Source organism: Neobacillus soli NBRC 102451 (assembly GCF_001591665.1).
Classification (GTDB): Bacteria; Bacillota; Bacilli; order Bacillales; family Cytobacillaceae; genus Neobacillus; species Neobacillus soli.
The window spans coordinates 101596-121562 of the sequence record NZ_BCVI01000021.1 but is presented as its reverse complement, the minus strand read 5'-3'; the positions used below and the strand labels follow the sequence as shown (position 1 = coordinate 121562).

Here is a 19967-nt window from a genome sequence, read left to right as displayed (position 1 = left end):
TTAATTCTCCCTTACTGTGTAACCGATTCCCCTGACCGTCTGGATAATCGTTGGGTCTGAAAAGCCTTCTTCAATCTTCTTGCGTAAATGTCTGATAAATACATCGATGACATTCGTTTCCCCTTCATATTCATAGCCCCAAACATGAAAGAGAATATTTTCCCTTGTAACGATTCGATTTTTATTGGATAGCAAGTACACAAGCAAATCGAATTCCTTTGGGGTTAAGGTAATCGAAGCCTTGCCCCTCGTTACCTCTCTCGAATCAAGATTAACGGTTAAATCCCTTATGGATAAGAGGGAGTCTTCCGATTGTGTGTTCTTAAAGGCAATGGCGTTCTGGCGGAGAAACGAGCGAATTCTCGCTAATAATTCTTCCATTTCAAAGGGCTTGGTGATGTAATCATTGGCCCCCTGATCAAGCCCTGTTACCTTATCCATTGTCATATTACGGGCTGTTAGTAGCAGGACTGGAATTTGGCTGTTCTCTTTGCGGATTCTTCTGAGCACCTCAATACCATTCATCTCAGGCAGCATTACATCCAATAAGATTAAATCCAATTTTTCGTTCAAGGCGGACTGCAGCCCTGACTTCCCATCATAGGCAACGACTACCTCATATCCTTCATACTCCAGTTCTATCTTTAAAATCTTGGCAATCTGCTTTTCATCCTCTACAACCAAAATACGCTCGTTAATAGGAACCCCTCCCTTTTGGGTCATTCTGTCAGGGTGTTAACTCTTCCCCTCCAATTTAGCATTATTTCTAGTTATTTTTCTTGTTTTAATTGAATTTTAATCTTTTAAAAGACAAACGGGTGCCTGACACCATTAGCATTGGTGTCAGGCACCCTGATTATGTAACTACTGAATTGGATTTGTTGGTTCCTCGGCAACGAGATCCTGCAGTGAATGTTTCCGGATCGCTAGGGTGAGATCGGCAAGAAGGTATAATCCCACGGCCGGCCAAACCCATGCCCAATAGGGTTCAATGGCACCAAACATTGTTTCAATGGCGGGATGAATCCATTTTAAACAAATGAGCGATAGAAACCCCCAGCAGATCGAGAAGGGTAAACAAATATGTCCGTGCAGCTGTAGTGGTGTATCTGAATAATCCCACCATTTCCGGTTGAAGAGCTTTTGCAGCAACACTCCTGTCACATATTCCACGATGGTTGGGATGAAAAAGCAAAGAAGAATAACAATTACTTGATTTGTTGCTGGTGAAATCAAATAAACCAAAAGTACCGGGGCAAAGCCGTACATCGGTTTAAAGGGACCAAATAAAAAATTCTCTTTGAAAAATTCTTGTTTTGTGAAGAAGCTATAGCTATTTTCAAGGAGCCAGCCGATGAACGAGTAGATCGTGAAATAAAACACGATGGCTGCCGCTCCTTCAATCGTAAGAACCTCTAAATGTTGATGTTTGAGACCATTCAATAAGCTTAGAATCATGGCTAAACCACCTTTCAAAAATGTAAAATTTCCCTTTGATAGGATTAGCAGTTGAGCTTGTAAATATACTACTATTTGCTGTAATTCGGATGTTGATTTTGCCGAGATTTTGGGGGATTCCGCCAAACTTGGGGGAGATTCCGCCAAATTCGAAATGGATTTTCGCCAAACCGGGCCAGATTTCCGCCAACTTTTTAAATAATTCCGCCAAACTACGCATGATTTCCGCCAAACTGATTTTTTCCAAACAATTTCAAGATGAATTCCGCCAAACTAGACCGGATTTCCGCCAACTTTCTAATTAATTCCGCCAAACTACGCATGATTTCCGCCAAACTGATTTTTTCCAAACAATTTCAAGATGGATTTCGCCAAACTTAACTTTAATTCCGCCAAACCTACTTTTTTCATAGAAAAAAAGTGCCTGACACCACTGAACAGCGAGGTGTCAGGCACCAAAATTTAGCGAGCTAAATGGAACGAGATCCCATCTTATCCTATTGGAAAATTTTTTTGTTGCAAAAAATGAACTGCTGGTGCTATTATAGAAATCACTTGAAACAGAGGTATAAAATAATGGACTAATAGTTCAAGGGGGATAATAATGGAACCATCTAATATTAATAATCAACGTCCACCATACGGGATACTTGCCATCCTTATGATTGGGGCGTTTATTGCCATGTTAAACGAAACACTTTTAAATGTTGCACTTCCATCGATTATGAAGGATTTAGATGTCGAAGCATCGACCGTTCAATGGCTTTCAACAGGGTATATGCTGGTGAATGGGGTAATGATACCGGCAACAGCCTTTTTGATTCAAAAATATTCCGTAAGAGGCTTATTCCTTACAGCGATTAGTTTGTTCACAGTTGGTACCTTCCTTGCAGGCTTCTCGACTGCCTTTCCGGTTTTATTAGTTGCTCGAATGATCCAAGCTTCCGGATCAGCAATAATGATGCCACTGTTAATGAACGTCATGTTAACAAGCTTTCCTCCTGAAAAACGCGGAGGAGCGATGGGGCTTTTCGGGTTAATTTTCATTTTTGCACCGGCAGTTGGACCGACATTGTCAGGGTGGATGCTTGAACATTTTGACTGGAGAATGTTATTTCATTTTGTTTCTCCAATTGCCGTAATTGTCCTGTTAATTGGTGTTTTCTTACTTAAAGATAAAAAGGAAAAAGTAGATATCCGTCTTGATTTCCTCTCACTTTTGTTATCAAGTGTCGGCTTTGGCGGATTGTTATACGGCTTTAGCTCAGCGGGTAATAAGGGCTGGGATAGTCCACAAGTGTATGGAACGATTATCGTCGGAACCGTTGCATTGATTACGTTTATTTTCCGTCAATTTAAACTTGAAAAACCAATGCTTGAATTCAGGATCTATAAATATCCGATGTTTGCTCTATCATCAGCCATTTCTGTAGTCATCTCAATGGCGATGTTTTCAGCGATGCTGCTTTTACCAATCTATGTCCAAACAATTCGTGGAATTTCACCGATGAAATCAGGTTTGATGATGCTTCCGGGTGCGATTTTGATGGGAATCATGTCTCCAATCACTGGGAAATTATTTGATAAGTTTGGTGGTCGAATTTTAGCTGTTATTGGCTTAACGATTACGGTTCTAACCAGTTATTTTTTCAGCAAATTAACACTTGAAACATCCTATACACATCTTATTCTTTTATATTCAGCACGGATGTTTGGCATGTCGATGGTAATGATGCCAGTAATGACAAATGGCTTAAACCAGCTGCCAGCGCGTTTCTATCCACATGGAACAGCAATGAATAGTACCTTGCAGCAAGTGTCCGGGGCGATTGGCTCTGCTTTGCTTGTCACCATCATGACAAATCGTACGAAAACACATGCAACTGATTTACTGACATCTGCCATGAAACACTTGACAGAAAAACCTACTCCAACTGTATTAGCCGAACTGAAGCAACAAGTTGCCATGAAAGCAATGTTGGAAGGGATTAATGATTCATTCGTCGTATCGGTTGGAATTGCCTGTATTGCTCTTTTCCTTGCTTTCTTCATTACACGTGCAAAACAAGTGGAAGACCCAAGCCAAGCGAATCCAATGGGTAAAAAAATTGTGAAAAAAATTATAGAAAACTAAACTGTAGAGGTGACGATGATGTCACCCCTATTTTTTTCTATTTCTTTCTCCGTTTCGTTCCTTTTTTGAATTAATAAACAGAAAGCTACTTTCTGTTTATTGTTAAAATCGTAGGTAGTTGTAAAATTAAATTATATGATTAACTCCTAGGAGGCTTGATGATGGATCAAACCATTAAAGTAGAACAGGTCAACAAAAGCTTCGGAAAAAAACCTGTTTTAAGCGATGTCAATTTAACAATCCCAAAAGGCCAATTGTTCGGACTTATCGGTCCTTCAGGTGCTGGCAAAACCACGCTTGTCAAAATGATTGTTGGTATGGAGAAATCCGACACTGGTTCGATTCATGTATTGGGTGAAAAAATGCCGAATCTCAGTTTATTGCAGGAAATTGGTTATATGGCCCAATCCGATGCCTTATACGTCGAGTTAACTGGGGAAGAAAATCTGAAATTTTTCGCTTCCCTTTACAAGTTAAGTAAAGGCGAACAGAAAAAGCGGATTGCTTACGTTGCTAACTTAGTAAACCTGACGGACGACCTTAAGAAGCGTGTGGCTGCTTATTCAGGCGGGATGAAACGGCGCTTATCCCTGGCAATTGCACTCATTCAAGATCCCCAAATTTTAATTTTAGATGAACCAACCGTCGGAATCGACCCGGAATTAAAACTGTCGATTTGGAAAGAATTTTTACGCTTAAAAAATGAAGAGGAAAAAACAATTATCGTGACGACTCATGTGATGGACGAGGCGGTTAAATGTGATTATGTCGCGATGGTCCGCGACGGCCGTATTTTAACAAGCGGCACACCAAGTGAATTAAAAGCACTATACAAAACAGACGATTTCGATGAGGTTTTCCTGAAAGCGGGGGTGAAACAGTCATGAGGATGACGGCGCTAATCAAAAGAATCTGCCAGCAAATGCTTCGTGATAAACGAACTTTAGCATTAATGTTTGTGGCTCCGCTCTTAATTCTAACCTTGATGTACTTTTTATTTAATGGCAATTCCGTAACACCGAAATTAGGTGTCGTTGGGGGCGATTCAAGTCTTGTAAATGCCTTCAAAGATGCCGAAATAAAAGTAAAAGAATATGAGAAGGTAACGAAAAACACGGTGGTTGATGACGACCTTAATGGGCTGTTGCAGTTGGAAAATGGACAAATGAAATTAACGCTCCAAAATGATGACCCTAGTTCAGCTAAGGGTTTACAAGCAAAGGTAAACCAAACAGTTTCAGCTCTGGCACAATCCAAACTCATTCAGCATAATCCAGCCTTAGCAGGGATGATACCTAAGAAAATTGAAACAAATTATATCTATGGCAATAAGGACACCGTTTTCTTCGATGTCTTAAGCCCAATATTAGTCGGTTTCTTTGTCTTTTTCTTTGTTTTTATTATTTCCGGAATAGGTCTATTGCGTGAGCGGACAACGGGAACATTAGAACGATTATTATCTACCCCAATTCGCAGAGGAGAAATTGTCACGGCTTATTTAGCCGGCTATGGAATATTTGCCCTTATTCAAACGGTTATTGTTGTTTTTTATTCGATTACTGTGTTAGATATTGTGCTTGTTGGATCAATATGGAACGTTCTTCTGATTAATCTGCTCACAGCATTGGTTGCCTTATCATTAGGAATTTTGTTATCAACATTTGCCGCCTCTGAATTTCAAATGATGCAGTTTATTCCAATCGCTGTCATTCCGCAGGTGTTTTTTGCCGGGATTTTCCCACTTGAAGGGATGGCCAATTGGTTACAGATGATTGCAAAGGTGTTTCCAATGTATTATACCGGGGACGCATTAAAAGGAGTGATGTATCGAGGTGCCGGCTTTAGTGACATTAGCGGTGACCTCATCGCCCTGGTCATTTTCGCCGCCATTTTCGTAGTGCTGAATATTTTTTCATTGAAAAAATATCGGACATTATAAATTTATTTGTAAAAAGAGGAGGGGATGATTCCCCTCCTCTTTTTACTCTTTTTAGCGTAAGTTTTTTAATGCACCGCTCCAAGCGTTAACTTGGTCAAGCATTGCTTTCACATTATCAAGATGTAATTCAGCTGGTTTGAATACTGATCCATTTTCAAAATCTGTAAATAATGACAAGGTTGGATGAACGCGAACATCAGCCACTAGCAATTCCCCTAAGATTCCGCGTAAATGTTCAACGGCGCGGGCTCCACCTGTTGAACCATAGCTAACGAAACCTGCAGCCTTGTTATACCACGCATCCCGCGCTGAATCGAGTGCATTTTTTAATGCCCCTGTAATGCTGTGATTGTATTCTTGCACAATAAATACGAATCCATCTAAGCTGGCAAGTTTTTCATTCCAAGCGGCAAGTCCTGGTTCTGTACCAGTACCTTCCCCCAAAAATGGTAAATTGAAGTCTGCAATATCGACGATTTCATAATTAGCATCGCCGCGTTTATCAGCAATCCCTTTTACCCATTCCCCTACTTGCGGACTTACACGGCCTTGACGTGTGCTTCCTAAAATAATTCCGATATTTAGTTTTGTCATTTTTATTTCCCCCTCAGTTGTTTTATTAAATAATCTATCTAAAAATCCCATGAAACTTACCCACCTTAATGTTAAAATCCTTAATTAAGATATTCCGAAATAAAATATTTTTAATTCAAGATAATAATATAATATCCTTCTCATCTTGTCAACAAATTGAATCTTGGGGGATTCCTCCAAAGGGGAAAATAAAAACCACTAAGCTATTTTTACAAGCTAAGTGGTTCTTCATGTGCATGGTGTCAGGCACCACTTTATCATCCGATTTTCTCATCATACTTGTGCTCGTCCGGGACAAAAAGGATGCCTAGTTCATGATGGTCGCCTTCGTAAAGGGCGCGTTGGACGAAGCGGATTTCGCCTTTTGTATCAAAAACCTCCAGCTTACAATGGGCGCGGTTCTTTTGCAGTGCCTCGTACAATGTTTTTTCATCTCGAATCAACACTCCATTGGCTTTTGAAATCAATTCCCCAACCTTGAGCCCCATTTTACTAGCAGGTGATTCCGGAATAATTCCAATAATCATTAACCCATGATTTTTTTTTGAAAAGTAAAACGGCTGACTATCATCCCTCATAAACGCCAGTAAGCTTATTAATTCCCGTCCAATCACAGCAAGGGCGGCTACCACGATGGAAGCGAGCGGATACCAATAGCCAACAGCAGAAAGAAGCGAGATGAACACACCGAGTACGATTACCCGCCGGCCTTGCAATTGAATAGCTTCTTTGGGAAGCATTCCTTTGACTTGCTGATGAAAGCCAATCGCAAAGGGGACAAGGATTGACGTGTACTCTTTCGCTCCCAAATGGAACACCGGCCACCAATCAAATGGAAGCTGTAGCGCATTACCGGGAATAAGCAGAAACAATGGCAGCATCCAGAGGCGTTTCACCTCATGCACCCCGACACTCTGCCCACGTTTACTTTTTGCTAGTTTAGGAGATGTGCCTTTACCGCCATTTTTAAAAATAAGGATTCCCTCTGCAATTAACAAAAGCCCAAGAACTACGACAATGGAAGGATAAACCTTGTCACTGATTGAATGAAATGCCTTAGAAAAAAGCGGGATGGACCAGTTGTTTTGTGAGATTAAAATGATCGAGAAAAAAGTAGCCCCGATAGTGTAGGCAGGCGACATCAATCGAATATTTGTCGTTAGTGACCACAGCAATGTAAAGCCAGCAATTAGGAGTATGGCAACGAAAGGAACAGCAATGCCTGCTGCAACTGCAATCATGGAAAGCAAAAGTCCGATTAAAATACTTGGTCGAAATAACTGCCGAAGCTCAAAATAAGCATCTTGTGCCCGAATATAAAAATTTTTCCGCTCACGTTTCACCCTCATCACGCCTAAAATCCCTGCAAGGAAAACGAGATAGTATAAAACAGGATGAAGAAATAACTTGCCTGTCCCCTTTAGAAGTTCCACAAGCCATGTTTCCACCATAACTGTCACCTGCTTAATCTAAATTTCTAGTAATTGTTTATGAAAAAGTCTCTTAAAGATTATTTTACCAAATTTGAGCCTTAAAACATATTGCTAGTTTCTAGAAATAGTTAAAAATGTCGTAGCGTTCGATCATTCTGGTGGAAACTTTGGGATTTTATAGGGACTGACTTGTTTCGGGTGTGCCGCTCGAAAGTGGATTCCGCCAACTTTTGCCGGAATTACGCCAAATTCTCGATTAATTCCGCCAAACCCTCGACTATTTCCGCGGAAATTCCCGATAATTCCGCCAAACGCGCCACTAATTCCGCCAAACACTAAAACAGTTCAGAAATCACTTTTCAAACAAAATAAAAACAGAGGCTGAAAGCCCCTGTTTGTTAAATTACTTCGTAATCAACCGCAGCGCAACCTGGAGCTGCAGATCGTTTTTCTCTTTTTTCATCTCTTTAACAGCCGCTTCCTCGAGCTTGGCAGCAGTTCTGTCATCAATTCCCCCAGTTTCCTGGATATTATTTTCCTGCTGGAAGGCCTTAACTGCGACGGTAGTTTCAGGACTAAAATAACCGTCTGTCCGACCTGGAGAATATCCCAAGCCTTTTAAAATTTCTTGGGCATTCTTGACCTCCTCGCTATTCATGTCCTCAACCAACGGGGTCTGGACTTGAATTGGGCGGGTTGCAAAAATCGCTGGCTGTTTAATCGCAATATCCGGTTTGATTCCCTTTTTGTGAATCCAATTTCCATCCGGGGTCAGCCATTTATAAAGTGTTAACTTAATATTGCTGCCATCCCCCATTGATAGGGCCTGTTGGACGGTTCCTTTACCAAACGTCGTTTCCCCGACAAGCTGGCTGCCAGCTGCTTCCTGGAGTGAGCCTGCTAAAATTTCCGATGCGGATGCACTGCCTTTATTAACTAGGACAAGTACTGGATAGTCCTTTTTCTCTGTTATAGAGGAGAAATAACGGCTTTTCTTACCGTCACGCATCTGGATTTGGACAAATGGTTTATCCTTCGGAACAAATTCTTTTAAAATCTCATCCACACTGTCTAAAAGTCCGCCAGGGTTCCCGCGCACATCAATAATCAGCCCTTTAATATGGTCATTTTCTAATGCCTTTAATTCCTTTTTAAAATCAGCAGCTGTTTCTTTAGCGAAGGATGTTACTTCAATGTAGCCAATCTTTTTGCCATCATGCTCCTTGATCGACGCATGGACAGTCTCTAGCGGAATCTTATCGCGTAACACGTCAATGAAGAGCGAATCTTTTAATCCCTTTCGAGCAATCTCTAATTGAACCGTCGTGCCTTTTTTACCGCGGATTTTTAATGTCGCCTTGTTCAGGTCAAGTCCCTCAACGCTCTTTCCATCGACTTTGATAATTTGATCATTCGGCTTGATGCCGGCTTTTTCCGCTGGAGAATTTTTAAAGGGCGAGACGATGACAATCTTCCCATCGACCATTCCAACTTCAGCCCCGATTCCTTCAAATGACGAGTCCAAAGTTTGTGAGAATTGTTGGGCTGTTTCTTGGTCCATATAGACAGAATAAGGATCCTTTAAAACTGAAAGCATTCCCTGGATCGCTCCCTCAACCAGTTTGTCCTGATCCACCTTTTCAACATATCTGTCTAAAATCAGGTCATAGGCCTGCCCTACTTTTTCAAGGTTATCAATGTTTGCCTCGGAATTGGTTACTGTATCTTTTGGGATTAGCATTTGCTCGAGTGTGGTGTCTACCTCCTTTTTCTCTAAAAACTGCATCCCGGCGTATGTGCCCCCCGCTCCTGTCAGAAGTGCACCTGTCATCAACAGGGCCATCCATTTACGTTTCATCCCAAACCTCCTCATATTAAAAATGTCTATCATATCTATTTTAATAAAAAGGCCACAAATTCCTGCCCAATTATTAACTTATATGATGGAAGTGGACGAGTTATGAGTAATTAAAAAATGGAAGAAGCAAAAGCTTCTCCCATTTTTTATAGTGGAACTATACCTGATGGATTGATTGCAGAATGATATTGCCATCTGCCTTTGTAAAGTTCAAAGTGCAAATGCTGGCCTCTAGAATCACCGGTGTTACCCATGACTCCAATTTGCTGGCCCTTTTTCACATTGGTGCCTGCTCCCACTAAACTTCTTTGCATATGTGCATAAACGGTTGTATAGGTTTGACCGTTAATGTTGTGTAAAATATAAACGACGTTTCCATATGTTGACGAGTAATGCGAAACATATACTTCTCCATCTGCTGCTGCGAAAATTGGTACATTCCCGCCGCTTTGTGCAATATCAAAACCCCAGTGAAATGATCCGCCCCGTCCTCCATAGCCTGAAGTAATTACACCAGGTGCTGGTCTTGTAAAGCTGCCGCTTGAAACATGAGGTGCAGCTGTAGATCCGCCGCCGCCGCTGCCACCGCTGCCTCCACCGTTAGCTGAATTATTTTTTGCTTGTGCTGCTTTTGCTGCTTGTGCTGCTTGTGCTGCTTGTGCCGCCTCTTTAGCCTGGCGTTCTTGCTCTTGTTTGATCGACCTTTGAATCGCAGCATCTTGAGCAGCAAGGATTTCCGCTTGTTCACTTAAATCCATTGCATGTTCGTGCTCCTGCTCTTCTTTATCCACTAAGACAGCTAATAATTTATCCTTTTCAGCCTTTTGTGTATTCAATTGCTGATTCATCTGTTTTAAATCATCCAGCATCTTTTGCAGGCTGGCTAGGTCATTTTTAACTTGAGTTTGTTTTTTCTCAAGCTCCTTTTCATCGGCCTCATGCTGCTGTATAATATCCTGGTCCGCCTGCATAATCGTTGCGACAGCATTCGCACGGTCTATAAAATCGCTGAAGCTTGTCGAGCCCATTAACACATCCAGATAATTGACCATACCGCCAGTTTCCTGGTAGCTTCGTGCCCGGTCCTTCAGTAGCACATTGCGCTTCTCAATCCGTTCCTTAATAACCTTTGTTTCACCCTGAAGCTTTACAATTTGAACCTTTGTTTCTTTCATTTTAGCAGTTTTATCGTCAATCTTTTCAGTCGCATCACTGATCGCTAAATCAAGGCGTTTCATTTCGCTCTTAACATCCGCCTGCTGATTTTGGAGTTTACTAATTTTATCGTTTGCTTGATTAATACCCGATTTTATTTCGGAGCGCTGATTCTGAATTTTGTTTTGTTCACCTTTCAAACTGGAAATCGATGCGGCTTCTGTTTTAACAGATATTCCTCCAAAAATTGTCCCCAGTCCAACCGCTGCAGCAGCGGCAAACGTGATTATTGATTTCTTCATATTCGAGTTTTCCTCCTACTCTCTCTATGTACAGGTAAATCGTTCTATTTTCTATCTGTCTATGAATCGTTTCATACACCTAATCTTATAAACAACGCTGTCCATGTTTTTAAACCATTAAATCAGGAAGGACTTTACTTAAAGTCCTTCCCGCAACATTTAAACCTTTAAGAACTTTCTCACGGACATCATGCTGCCCCATACGCCAATTAACGCTCCCATTAACATTAGAATCCCAGAGAGCTGATAGACAAATGGATCAAATGGCAGCACTTTGATAAAGGTCCCTACAAGCTTTGGACCAATATAATCATAGGCACGATAATAAGCGATGGAGATGAGGATGATTGGTAAGATTGAACCAAGAATCCCGAGCCATAGTCCTTCTAGGAAGAACGGCCAGCGGATAAACGTATTCGTCGCACCTACTAATCTCATAATCTTAATCTCTCTTCGTCTGGCGATAATTGTAATTTTAATCGTATTTGAGATTAAGAAAATCGCTGTAAAGAATAAGCCAATGATTAAAACAATACCGACATTTCGGCTCGCGTTAATAAACTTAAATAATTTTTCAACCTTGCCCTGTCCATATCTAACCTTCGCTACATAGTTTAGCTTTTCAGCTTTATTAGCAACTACCATGGTATCATTTGGCTTTTTCGTTTTTACAATAAATACATCGTTAAGCGGATTATCCTGTTCAAAAAGTTTAAAGGCTTTTCCATCCTCACCAAGACTTTTAACTAAGTTATCTAATTCATTCCTTTTGGGCGAAAATGTAACACTTTTCACTTCAGGAATTCGTTCAATCTCACTTTTTAATGTTTGCTGATCTTGTTGGGTTGCAGCTACATCGATGTGAACACGAATTTGCACGTCCCCTTCAATCGTTTGTGCCACCCTGTTAAGATTCATCATAATAACGAAAAAGACACCGACTAAAATCAAGGTAACGGTAACAGCACTTACGGATGCAAAAGTCATCCAGCCGTTCCTGCTTATATTCTTTAAACTCTCACGGGCGTGACGGCCAATTGTTCTAATTTTCATAACCGTAATCACCTCTTTGCTCATCGCGTGCAATTTTTCCAGCCTCTATAGCAATAACGCGATGCTTCAATGTATTTACAATCTCCCTGTTATGTGTTGCCATAACAACCGTCGTTCCTCTTGTATTGATTTCTTCAAAAATTTTCATAATTTCCCACGATGTTTCCGGATCAAGGTTACCGGTAGGCTCGTCCGCAATCACCACTTTCGGTGAATTGACAATGGAGCGGGCAATGGAAACGCGCTGCTGCTCACCGCCGGAAAGCTCTCCTGGAAGCATTTTTATTTTATGCTTTAAGTTGACTAGATCAAGAACTTCCATAACCCGTTTTCTAATAAATTTCGGCTGTGCTTCAATTACTTCAAGAGCAAAGGCCACATTTTCATAAACTGTTAAAGTAGGCAGGAGCTTAAAGTCCTGAAAGACAACACCAAGATTCCGCCTAAAAAGGGGGACCTTTTTCATTTTTAATTTGGCAAGGTTTACTCCATTCATCGTGATGGTCCCGGAAGTTGGTACTTCTTCCCGGTACATCATTTTAATGAATGTCGATTTTCCTGCACCACTTGGTCCAACGACATAAACAAACTCACCCTGGTTAATCCGGACATCTATTCCATTTATGGCTGTGACACCATTCGGGTATTTTTTATATACCTCTTGCAGCTCTATCATATTTATCACCTTTATTTAAAGATTACCGTGCTAGTCATTCGACAATAATCTTTATTTATTTGCAAAATAAATCAAAATGCAAATCAATGTGCATAATTTCGCATGTTTTTATTATAACATCATAAATAGCTAAAAAAAGCGGTAAAATTATTACAGTTTCTTTTCAAAGAATACAAAACTCGACAAAATTCATCATTTTTTTTATAAATAAAAAAACGTCCTGCTTTTTCAAACAGAACGTTTTTAATGGTTTTTTACTTTTTAGCAGATAGCCAGTCAGCAACTTTGTTTGCGTCATCGCCTTCAATGAGATTTGGCGGCATTGCGCCTTTACCATTTTTGATTGTTGCCAAAATATCATCCTTGGAGAGTTGTGATCCAATTTTTGTTAAGTTTGGTCCTACTCCACCTTTTAAATCCCCGCCATGACAAGCTGAGCATTTTTGTTGGAAGATCTTGTCGGCGTCTCCGGCTTGAGCCGTATCGGTTCCCCCGCCGTTATTTTTATCTTTCGTTGTGTCACTGCCGCCTCCACAAGCAGCAAGTCCCATTACTAGGGAAGTTCCCATCAATAATGCTAATAGCTTTTTCTTCATTGCCATGCCCCCTACAGAAGTTTATACCATCACTGTACTATTATACCAATCCTATGCGCGTTTGAAACCCTCTCCTAGCACCTCGGCAGCGTCCATAACGACCACAAATGCAGATGGGTCAAGGGTTTCGACCAATTGTTTCAATTTTGTGAACTCCGTTTGATCGACCACACACATTAGGACTGGCCGTTCATGGTCGGTGAAACCACCATATGCTGATAGTTTTGTCACACCACGGTCAATTTTATTCAAAATTCCTGCACGAACTTCTTCTTGTTTACTCGTTATAATCATCGCCATTTTGGACCTGCCAAAGCCAACCTGTACAAGGTCAATCGTTTTGCTTGTCACATAAAGGGCGATTAGCGCGTACAACCCCTTCTCGATATCAAAAACGATCGCGGCAGTTAGGACAATTAATCCATCAATCATCACAACGCAGCGGCCCAGCGTAAAGCCAGTATATTTGTTGATAATCTGGGCGGCAAGGTCAGTCCCGCCGGTCGAGGCTCTCCCCCTAAACACAATGCCAAGTCCAAGTCCGACACCAATTCCACCGAACAAAGCACCAAGAAGCGCGTCATGCGTCCATGGCTCTATATTTTTTGTAAAAAAAACAACCAACGGTAAAAAAATTGTTCCGACCAGCGTCTTTACACCAAATTGCTTTCCTAAAAAAACAACTCCGGCAATAAATAATGGAATATTAAAGGCCCATTGAACATAGGCCGGCTCCAATCCCAGCGTCGTTTTAAGAATCGTACTAATGCCGCTTACTCCACCTGAAGCCACCTGATTTGGAAGCAAAAATACGTTAAATGCCAATCCAATTATTGCGGCTCCAATCAACACAAAAAGGTAATCTATAGCAATTCTCGTTTTTGGATAGGTTTGTATTAGATTGCTTAAAATATTCACGACTTTATTCCCCTCTAAATTCCTTTTTACACTAATAATTTCTATAACCGAAAGTGAGTATAGCATGGGGGAAATATGGTGTAAACGGTAGTCAGTTGCCGCGATAAAGGATTAAAATTTTTACTAGGATTTGCTAATAGTGAAGGTTTCATGAAGAACTCTATATTTATAAAATTTTTGTTCAATTGTAACAACGAAATTGTTACCCTTTTACGAAAAAGACAAAGTAAAAGGCCTTAGCCGACTGGTCGGCAAGGGCCTTTTATACTCATTATGAAATTCTTGAACGAAGATAGGCATTAATAAATTGATCCAAATCTCCGTCCATTACCGCCTGGACGTTTCCGCTTTCCGTACTGGTCCGGTGATCTTTTACCATCGAATAGGGATGGAAGACGTAAGAACGAATTTGACTTCCCCAGCCGATTTCCTTTTGCTCACCGCGAATTTCCAGAAGCTCTTGTTCCTGTTTTTCTATCTCCAGTTGATACAGCTTGGCTTTTAGCATTTTTAGCGCTGCCTCGCGGTTTTTAATTTGTGAACGTTCAGCTTGACATGTGACAACCACCCCAGTTGGAAGGTGGGTAATCCGGATGGCTGAATCGGTGGTGTTGATATGCTGTCCACCTGCGCCTGTCGCACGATACGTATCAACTTTCAAATCCTCTGTCCGGATATCGACATGAATTTCGTCATTAAATTCCGGCATCACTTCACAGGATACGAACGAGGTGTGACGGCGGCCTGAGGAATCAAACGGTGAAATCCTCACAAGTCGGTGAACCCCTTTTTCAGCCTTTAAGTAGCCATAGGCATTATGACCCTTAATCGCGAGCGTGACACTCTTAATGCCCGCTTCATCACCAGGAAGGTAATCAAGCGTCTCCACCTTAAAGCCCTTCTTCTCGGCCCAGCGAGTATACATTCTCAGCAGCATTGAGCCCCAGTCCTGTGATTCCGTTCCACCGGCACCAGGGTGAAGCTCCAAAATCGCATTATTTTTATCATACTCCTCACTTAAGAGAAGTTGCAGCTCATACTGATTCAAGCGGCTCGTCAGCTGCTGAAGCTCTTCCTCGAGCTCAGCTTGCAGTTCCGCATCACTTTCTTCCTTGACAAGCTCATAGGTCAATTCCAGATTTTCAAAGCTTTCGTTAAGATCATGAAACTCATTGACCTGATCCTTTAAACCATTTGCCTCACTAATGACGGTCTGTGCCTTCTCTTGATTGTTCCAGAACTCAGGCTGGAGCATCTCATCATCAAGCTCGGCAATTCTGGCTTCTTTATTTTCTAGGTCAAAGAGACCCCCTAAAGTCCACTAATTTCTTAGCTGATTTTTCAAGTTCATTTCTGATTTCTGCTAATTCCATTTTCGTCACCTCTATAAAAATTAAAATTTTTCCTCAATCATAGTTTATTCTAAAAAAACTAGCCAGTTCTTATCCATTATAGCTTGAGGACAACATAAAATTCAAAGTTTGACGATAATTAGGGACAAGCCAAACCCAATATGCACCTTATAAAAAGTATTTTTATATTTTAAACGGTCAAAAATGGTACTATTGAATATGAAAAGTGTCGATGGAACAAACCCTATAAGAAAAGCGCTTAATACATAATTACATAACCCATTAAAAAAGCCTATGAAAGAAAGAGAATCATAAAAGGAGCGGAGGACTATGGATAAAATTAACAGGAATGCCCCCTGCCCGTGTGGGAGCGGAAAAAAGTATAAAATGTGCTGTGGCGTTAATGAAGCCATATCCATAACCCATATGGTTGAAAGTGAAGTTGACGAATTGCAAAAGCATATCCTTCATTTTTCTGCTTATCACTTCGGACAAGAAATACAAGATGATTTCGAGGACATTGAGGAAATTATTGATATCGATAATGAACAGGAACGGGAATTCTATGAACTGATTCATGCGATTTGGTTTTCGCTATTTGAAGAATTGGATGACGGGGAAACCATTATCAAGAAATTCATTGCCGCTGAATTGGGAAAAATTAAACGCCCTAAGCTAAGAAAAATTTTACAAACATGGACGGATGCAAGAACGATTGCCGGGAAGGTCATTGCCATTGAAAATAACAAGATTACGGTTGAGGATGGTTTTAGCTCGGAACAGCTGGATGCCGTCATTACAAATGTCCCAGTAACGATTGAACCAGGTTCCTTCTTCGTTGGAATCATTGTGCCTTTCGAGCAAAAGTATGTTTTCTTCCCCTCTCCCTTTGATTTACCTGATTTAAAACCTGAACACGCCTTCTCATATATTGAGGATAGCAGTTTAGACGCTAATTACGACTCACCTCAAGAATACTTTACTGACTTTTTTATCGAGGTCTTGAGTGAGCTTCCTTTGATTGAGGGTCTGCTTGAGATTGATGAAATGGAATGGCCTGCGCCTATTTATAAGGAAGTAGCGGATCTATTTAAAAAGAAACTGGAGACGCTTCTCCCTCCACCTATTGTGGACACGGGCATTATTCTCTGGCTTAATTTTTGCCAGAAAAGGCAAAAGCGAATCAAAAATCCAAATCTTTACGTTGCTGCCCTTCATTATTTATTGTCAACAATTGCACCTATAGAAAAAATTTATACCCAAAAAGAGCTAGCTAGGTTGTATGGCGTTTCTACTGGTTCTGTCTCATCGATTTTCTTAGAAATGGAAACGGTATTATCCCAGGAAATTGCGGAACTAGTTGGGCTTGTTTCTGGGATGGACGAGTCTCCTCTAGTGCCGCCAACGAAAAAAACACCAGTTATTGAGTTCCCAAGAAACAGGGGGCAAGTGGCAGTAGAAACAACAACGAAGGAAGACTCACCGGCATCTACCTTACGGCAACTTATTAGTGAGGATGTGTCAAATAAAAAAAAGAAAAGCCCAGTCGTATCTAGACATGATGAAGAACGGGCTAGAAACTTGATCTACGATGCCTTTCAATCAGAGGGGAAACATCGCTATAACCTTGCCGAAGAAGCATTAAGACTAAATCCTAATTGTGTCGACGCTTATGTTCTTCTTGCTGAAAGGACCAAGACCCTTGAAGAAGCAATTTTGCTATATGAAAAGGGAATTCAGGTCGGGGAAAGAGAACTTGGCAAAGCCTTTTTGAAGGAAAATAAGGGCTACTTCTGGGGATTAATCGAAACAAGACCGTTCATGCGGGCAAAGCTTCATTACGCGGAGGCATTGTCACAATTAGGAAAAGTTAATGAGTCATTACAGCAATACGAAGAACTGCTCGAATTAAATCCCATGGATAACCAAGGCGTACGATATTCCTTGTTTGTTGCTTACATTGATTCTGGAGAATTTAAAAAAGCAGGTAACCTGCTGCAACAATACGAAGAGGCTTCTGCACAGGGCTTATATAATAAGCTATTGCTTGAGCTACACGAAAAAGGCTTCACTAAGAATGCTGTCAAACTGCTGAAAGCAGCAAAAAAAGAGAACAAGCATGTGGTTGCCTACCTGACCGACGAGAAAAGACTGCCCGATTATCCACCTGACTATTATGGTTTTGGGGATGAAAACGAAGCGATTGTTTATGCTGACATGCATCTGCGTCTGTGGAGGAAGATTGACGGGGTGCGGGAATGGTTGAAAAGCGTAAAATAAGCGGATAACTATAAAAACGAGAGGGAGCTCCCTCTCGTTTTTTATGGATTTTTAACTCTTTTAGGGGCATGTGCAGCCTCAATAAATGAATCGTTATTGCTATGACATTCGGAACAAGCATTTTCACTTTTGCTTTTATGGCCAATTTTCGTTTGTTCATTCACGGTGTTAAGCGCTGCACCAGTTTCGTCGTAAATTGCTTTACCTGTTTTACCGTAAAGAACAGTTTTGTTATTATGACACGCTAGACAGAAATTGCGTTGAGAGGCAGTATCCCAATCCCCACTTATTTTAGTGAATTTATTAGCATCTGATTGAACATTGCCAAGCTCTTCTCTTAACATTTTGATATTATTGGACCCATGTGTTTCATGACATTCCGCACATGGAAGCTGACCATTTAATTTACTTCCACTATCAACAGTCGCTTGAAAATTATGGCCAGATCGAGCCATATGAGTTACATCTGTGTAATATTTTTCGATATTGGAAGTCTCTTTACCGCTTTCATCCTTAATACCATTATGACAGCTTAAACATAACGAGAAATCATCGGCATTGCCTTTAGCTGTACTAGCTTTGTTATAGGCTTTGTGGTCACTGCCATTACTGTCCAGACTCGGAATACTATGGAAACTGTTTGGATTTTCTTTAGTTCCAGGCTTATGCGGATTATGACAGCTTGAGCAAGAAACACTTGAATCTTTCGTATGTTTATTATTTTCATGAGTATCTACCATCGGTGAGCTATTCCCATTTGTGCCATCATGACACACCATACACAAATCATTTCCATTTGGCCCATATTTACCGCCCTCAAGTTTAGGAGACGTTCCTTTATGAGTACTATGACAATAGGCACAGGAATTTGTTACATTTGAAAATGGTCCATGTATATAATCCTGATTATCCTCGCCCCTTAAATTATTCCCGTCCTCATCTTTAAATTGATAAGTGGCATACGCGGAACTACTAGTGGTAAATTTTAAGAATCTAGGAATAATATATTTATCGGGACCACTTGAGAAGTTTGGATTTAAGTATACATAATAAGTTGTGCCGGATGTAAGTTGATCGGGTGTAAATAAATACACATAAGACCATGTACCATTAGAGAGTTTCTCTTTTTCAACAAACTTTTCTTGTCCTTTTTCTTCAAAAGCTGTTATCAAGGGTTGATTTTGTTTTTCGGCACTTAATTCTTCTGCACTTCTAATCTCCACTAGAATCTGATAATTTACAGGTACTCGGGTCATATCTTCGGCTGGCCGAAACTTATCAAATTCAACTTTCTCATCATCTGTATAAACTCCATTAGGTTTATACATTTGTTCTGAACCTTTTGGTATTAAATACATAGCTTTCATATATGGACGATTCCCAATCTCTTGAGTATCAAGTAAACTACTTTTTAATTCCGCAATAGAAGATTCACTTATTGGGTTTTCTTCAGAAGAAGAAGATTGCGCTTGATTTATTGCCTCTTTATCAGTTGTAACATTTTTTTTGTTCGTTTCTTCTGTTACGGCCTGTTGAACAGTAAAGGAAAGTTCAGCCTTGTTACTTACTCCATCTTGATCAGTGACTACAAAGGTCAGGGTATGGACCCCTTCACTAAAATCCTTAGAATAGGAGAAATCCGCATGATCTTCTAGTGGTTTTGAGCTCGAAAAAATCCCCTCACCAGTGATATCAATAGGTTGCTGTGAATCACCTAATTCAAATACCATTACTGAAAGTTTATCGGGAGCGGTTAAATCATCAGAAATTCTCCCTGTAATTTCTACTGTTGAAACATCTAACACTGCGTCTGCTTCCGGTGTTAATATTTTTATTTCTGGAACACCTGTTGCTGATAAAGCATTGTTATCAGGAGAATACAAAAGGATGGAACTTAAAATAACGCCCAAAATAATAAAGTATGAAATTAATTTTCGTTTGAAGTTTTCCCTCTTCATTATATTCATCCTTTTCTTTTTACCTAGTTAAGTATAAAAAGAGGCTTTTTATTTATAAAATAAGTTTAATTTTGCGACTATGAAAATTGTCCAGCTCCAGCGCCCAGCGGCTAGTGGACGCTTCCGCTTTTCCTATTATATCAACTGAATTAACATTAATTATCGTCGTTAAGTTAAATATTTTTGACAATTTGGCACTGTGCTGAAATAATAAAACAAGGCAGTAATAATTACTATTACTACCTTGTTTATTTACTATTC

At 40.4% G+C, this 19967-nt stretch carries 17 protein-coding genes; 5 read left to right on the top strand and 12 right to left on the bottom strand.

Going from position 1 to position 19967, the window contains the following annotated elements:
* Both BSO02S_RS08780 and BSO02S_RS08775 read right to left on the bottom strand, forming a co-directional pair.
* Complete coding sequence (locus tag BSO02S_RS08780; protein ID WP_066065778.1) at positions 1 to 699, bottom strand: response regulator transcription factor; 699 nt, start codon at positions 697 to 699, stop codon at positions 1 to 3.
* 165 nt (positions 700 to 864) lie between these two features.
* Positions 865 to 1458: a putative ABC transporter permease gene (locus BSO02S_RS08775; RefSeq protein ID WP_066065775.1), complete on the bottom strand. Its 594-nt coding sequence runs from the start codon at positions 1456 to 1458 to the stop codon at positions 865 to 867.
* Between the two features lie 128 nt (positions 1459 to 1586).
* Between BSO02S_RS08775 and BSO02S_RS27515 the strand changes: the two genes are divergently transcribed.
* The 4 genes from BSO02S_RS27515 (at position 1587) to BSO02S_RS08760 (ending at position 5531) form a co-directional block, all read left to right on the top strand.
* Complete coding sequence (locus tag BSO02S_RS27515; protein ID WP_169802738.1) at positions 1587 to 1763, top strand: hypothetical protein; 177 nt, start codon at positions 1587 to 1589, stop codon at positions 1761 to 1763.
* A gap of 299 nt (positions 1764 to 2062) precedes the next feature.
* The gene (locus tag BSO02S_RS08770; protein ID WP_066065507.1) at positions 2063 to 3592 is read left to right on the top strand and encodes a DHA2 family efflux MFS transporter permease subunit; all 1530 of its coding nucleotides are present in this window, start codon (positions 2063 to 2065) and stop codon (positions 3590 to 3592) included.
* Between the two features lie 161 nt (positions 3593 to 3753).
* The gene (locus BSO02S_RS08765; protein WP_066065501.1) at positions 3754 to 4479 is read left to right on the top strand and encodes an ABC transporter ATP-binding protein; all 726 of its coding nucleotides are present in this window, start codon (positions 3754 to 3756) and stop codon (positions 4477 to 4479) included.
* Entirely contained in the window at positions 4476 to 5531 is a 1056-nt protein-coding gene (locus tag BSO02S_RS08760; protein WP_066065498.1) for an ABC transporter permease, read from the top strand. Before BSO02S_RS08765 ends, BSO02S_RS08760 begins: the two co-directional genes overlap by 4 nt.
* 51 nt (positions 5532 to 5582) lie before the next feature.
* On the opposite strand, the gene BSO02S_RS08755 is transcribed toward BSO02S_RS08760, so the two are convergent.
* The 9 genes from BSO02S_RS08755 to prfB form a co-directional block, all read right to left on the bottom strand.
* On the bottom strand, positions 5583 to 6176 hold the full coding sequence (locus BSO02S_RS08755; protein ID WP_066065495.1) for an NADPH-dependent FMN reductase: 594 nt from the start codon (positions 6174 to 6176) through the stop codon (positions 5583 to 5585).
* Between the two features lie 206 nt (positions 6177 to 6382).
* Positions 6383 to 7576, bottom strand: coding sequence for a PDZ domain-containing protein (locus tag BSO02S_RS08750; protein ID WP_066065492.1), 1194 nt, complete (start codon positions 7574 to 7576; stop codon positions 6383 to 6385).
* A 385-nt stretch (positions 7577 to 7961) separates the two neighbouring features.
* Positions 7962 to 9416, bottom strand: coding sequence for a S41 family peptidase (locus BSO02S_RS08740; RefSeq protein ID WP_066065487.1), 1455 nt, complete (start codon positions 9414 to 9416; stop codon positions 7962 to 7964).
* 146 nt (positions 9417 to 9562) lie between these two features.
* Complete coding sequence (locus tag BSO02S_RS08735) at positions 9563 to 10873, bottom strand: murein hydrolase activator EnvC family protein (protein ID WP_066065484.1); 1311 nt, start codon at positions 10871 to 10873, stop codon at positions 9563 to 9565.
* Between the two features lie 159 nt (positions 10874 to 11032).
* Positions 11033 to 11926 carry a permease-like cell division protein FtsX gene (gene ftsX, locus BSO02S_RS08730; protein WP_066065481.1) on the bottom strand — a complete coding sequence of 298 codons (894 nt, stop codon included), beginning with the start codon at positions 11924 to 11926 and terminating at the stop codon, positions 11033 to 11035.
* Positions 11916 to 12602, bottom strand: coding sequence for a cell division ATP-binding protein FtsE (ftsE, locus tag BSO02S_RS08725; RefSeq protein ID WP_066065478.1), 687 nt, complete (start codon positions 12600 to 12602; stop codon positions 11916 to 11918). Before ftsE ends, ftsX begins: the two co-directional genes overlap by 11 nt.
* Positions 12603 to 12856: 254 nt before the next feature.
* A complete protein-coding gene (cccB, locus tag BSO02S_RS08720) occupies positions 12857 to 13198 on the bottom strand; it encodes a cytochrome c551 (RefSeq protein ID WP_066065475.1) in 342 nt (113 codons plus the stop codon).
* Positions 13199 to 13249: 51 nt separating this feature from the next.
* On the bottom strand, positions 13250 to 14071 hold the full coding sequence (locus BSO02S_RS08715; RefSeq protein WP_425320391.1) for a YitT family protein: 822 nt from the start codon (positions 14069 to 14071) through the stop codon (positions 13250 to 13252).
* Positions 14072 to 14387: 316 nt separating this feature from the next.
* Positions 14388 to 15489, bottom strand: a protein-coding gene (gene prfB / locus BSO02S_RS08710; protein ID WP_096190833.1) for a peptide chain release factor 2 whose coding sequence is annotated in 2 segments (ribosomal slippage) — positions 14388 to 15416 and positions 15418 to 15489 — 1101 coding nt in all. Because the reading frame shifts where the segments join, the coding sequence is not laid out codon by codon here.
* 309 nt (positions 15490 to 15798) lie between these two features.
* Here prfB and BSO02S_RS08705 point away from each other — a divergent pair.
* On the top strand, positions 15799 to 17748 hold the full coding sequence (locus tag BSO02S_RS08705; RefSeq protein ID WP_066065467.1) for an SEC-C metal-binding domain-containing protein: 1950 nt from the start codon (positions 15799 to 15801) through the stop codon (positions 17746 to 17748).
* Between the two features lie 41 nt (positions 17749 to 17789).
* Here the strand turns inward: BSO02S_RS08705 and BSO02S_RS08700 are convergent, their stop codons facing one another.
* On the bottom strand, positions 17790 to 19706 hold the full coding sequence (locus tag BSO02S_RS08700; RefSeq protein ID WP_066065463.1) for a cytochrome c3 family protein: 1917 nt from the start codon (positions 19704 to 19706) through the stop codon (positions 17790 to 17792).
* Between the last annotated feature and the right edge of the window lie 261 nt (positions 19707 to 19967).

What these genes read in the sequence shown, in the direction of transcription:
- BSO02S_RS08705 (WP_066065467.1), top strand. Translation starts at nt 15,799, where the DNA reads ATGGATAAAATTAACAGGAATGCCCCCTGCCCGTGTGGGAGCGGAAAA.
- ftsX (WP_066065481.1), bottom strand. Translation starts at nt 11,926, where the DNA reads ATGAAAATTAGAACAATTGGCCGTCACGCCCGTGAGAGTTTAAAGAAT.
- BSO02S_RS08770 (WP_066065507.1), top strand. Translation starts at nt 2,063, where the DNA reads ATGGAACCATCTAATATTAATAATCAACGTCCACCATACGGGATACTT.
- BSO02S_RS08760 (WP_066065498.1), top strand. Translation starts at nt 4,476, where the DNA reads ATGAGGATGACGGCGCTAATCAAAAGAATCTGCCAGCAAATGCTTCGT.
- BSO02S_RS08765 (WP_066065501.1), top strand. Translation starts at nt 3,754, where the DNA reads ATGGATCAAACCATTAAAGTAGAACAGGTCAACAAAAGCTTCGGAAAA.
- BSO02S_RS08775 (WP_066065775.1), bottom strand. Translation starts at nt 1,458, where the DNA reads ATGATTCTAAGCTTATTGAATGGTCTCAAACATCAACATTTAGAGGTT.
- BSO02S_RS08740 (WP_066065487.1), bottom strand. Translation starts at nt 9,416, where the DNA reads ATGAAACGTAAATGGATGGCCCTGTTGATGACAGGTGCACTTCTGACA.
- BSO02S_RS08755 (WP_066065495.1), bottom strand. Translation starts at nt 6,176, where the DNA reads ATGGGATTTTTAGATAGATTATTTAATAAAACAACTGAGGGGGAAATA.
- cccB (WP_066065475.1), bottom strand. Translation starts at nt 13,198, where the DNA reads ATGAAGAAAAAGCTATTAGCATTATTGATGGGAACTTCCCTAGTAATG.
- ftsE (WP_066065478.1), bottom strand. Translation starts at nt 12,602, where the DNA reads ATGATAGAGCTGCAAGAGGTATATAAAAAATACCCGAATGGTGTCACA.
- BSO02S_RS08735 (WP_066065484.1), bottom strand. Translation starts at nt 10,873, where the DNA reads ATGAAGAAATCAATAATCACGTTTGCCGCTGCTGCAGCGGTTGGACTG.
- BSO02S_RS08750 (WP_066065492.1), bottom strand. Translation starts at nt 7,576, where the DNA reads ATGGTGGAAACATGGCTTGTGGAACTTCTAAAGGGGACAGGCAAGTTA.
- BSO02S_RS08700 (WP_066065463.1), bottom strand. Translation starts at nt 19,706, where the DNA reads ATGAAGAGGGAAAACTTCAAACGAAAATTAATTTCATACTTTATTATT.